This is a genomic window from Tepidibacter thalassicus DSM 15285, assembly GCF_900129915.1.
Taxonomy (GTDB): domain Bacteria; phylum Bacillota; class Clostridia; order Peptostreptococcales; family Peptostreptococcaceae; genus Tepidibacter; species Tepidibacter thalassicus.
Genome location: NZ_FQXH01000054.1, coordinates 1 through 1,184, shown reverse-complemented (window position 1 = coordinate 1,184; position 1,184 = coordinate 1). Strand labels below are relative to the sequence as shown.

The following is a 1,184-nucleotide window of genomic DNA, read 5'->3' as shown; positions in this document are numbered from 1 at the left end:
TTCCGAACACAGAAGTTAAGCTCCTCAGCGCCGATGGTACTTGGAGGGAGACCTCCTGGGAGAGTAGGACGTAGCCACGTAATCTTTTTTTATTTAAAGTCATATCCTGTTTATTTTTTTATTTAACTAACTAAAATTTTAGTTAAATAAAGAAGGAAATAAAGATAAAAAATAGAAATATAAAAATACATATTTATTATGGGATGTGATGAAATGAATAATAAGAAAATATTATATTTTAATAATTATATATCTAAAATAAATAAAGATGAAATACAAAGAAAAGAATTGATGGACCTTATAAAAAAAGTTGTAAATAGTATAAGAAAAGAAAAAGTGCTATAAAAAAATATAGGAGCCTTTAGGCTCCTTAAATATTTTTATTGAAAAAGATTTTTTTATTTACAAGTGGGAAATTATATATATGAAGGTGTTGTTATTGAATTTTTAAATCATCAATATATGATTTGAATTCATTGAATTCTTGAGGGTTTTCTATTTCTATCACTTCACTTTTTTCTTGTTCAAAATTTTTTAAGTAAACTGTAAATACTTCATTTTTGTTAGAATCATAATATATACATCTATATCCGTCTTCATATAATTTTTTTAAGTGATTTAGTTTATCGTTCATAAGAATACACCACCTTATTATTATTTAATTTTATTTTTTCAAAAATACAATAATAATATGCAATAATAATTTAAAGGGGAAGTAAAACAGTTAAGAAAACATTATAAAATATTATAAAAACCACTTGGTTTTTAATAATTTATAGATTGTAATAGTATCAAGAGGTGATTTTATTTGCTAAATTAATTGGGAAAATAGAGTAAACTTTAAGAAATTGGGATAAAATATGAGCAAGAATTAGTGCTAAACTTCAAGGTAAAAGAGCTAACAAAGTCAAGAAGATGATTATGGAGTTGACTAAAGATGATTAGAGGATTAATTATAAGATTATATCCAACAAAACAACAAGAAGTTTTAATGTATAAACATATAGGTTCAATGAGATTCGTTTATAATTGGGCATTAGCAAAGCAAATAGAAAATTATAAGAAATATGGTAAAAGATTATCAGTTGTAGAATTGGGAAAAGAACTTACTAAATTAAAAAAAACAGAAGGATATAAATGGCTTTATGAAGTATCCAATGCAACTTTAAAAGAAGCTATTAGAG

The 1,184-nt window shown here is 24.0% G+C and carries 3 protein-coding genes and 1 rRNA gene; 3 read left to right on the top strand and 1 reads right to left on the bottom strand.

All coding sequences use genetic code 11. The features are described from left to right. Positions 1–80, top strand: a 5S ribosomal RNA gene (gene rrf, locus BUA19_RS11395); the annotation flags it as partial. Between the two features lie 133 nt (positions 81–213). After that, on the top strand, positions 214–345 hold the full coding sequence (locus BUA19_RS12055; RefSeq protein ID WP_278280470.1) for a hypothetical protein: 132 nt from the start codon (positions 214–216) through the stop codon (positions 343–345). Between the two features lie 91 nt (positions 346–436). Here BUA19_RS12055 and BUA19_RS11390 read toward each other — a convergent pair whose 3' ends face one another. After that, entirely contained in the window at positions 437–634 is a 198-nt protein-coding gene (locus BUA19_RS11390; protein WP_072726597.1) for a hypothetical protein, read from the bottom strand. 303 nt (positions 635–937) lie between these two features. On the opposite strand from BUA19_RS11390, the gene BUA19_RS11385 reads away from it, so the two are divergent. Continuing rightward, positions 938–1,184 (top strand): helix-turn-helix domain-containing protein (locus tag BUA19_RS11385; protein ID WP_178137509.1); only part of this gene is annotated, 247 nt, incomplete at its 3' end.

Bases quoted from the DNA above. Each gene is read 5' to 3' on its own strand.
- BUA19_RS12055 (WP_278280470.1), top strand. From the start codon at position 214: ATGAATAATAAGAAAATATTATATTTTAATAATTATATATCTAAAATA.
- BUA19_RS11390 (WP_072726597.1), bottom strand. From the start codon at position 634: ATGAACGATAAACTAAATCACTTAAAAAAATTATATGAAGACGGATAT.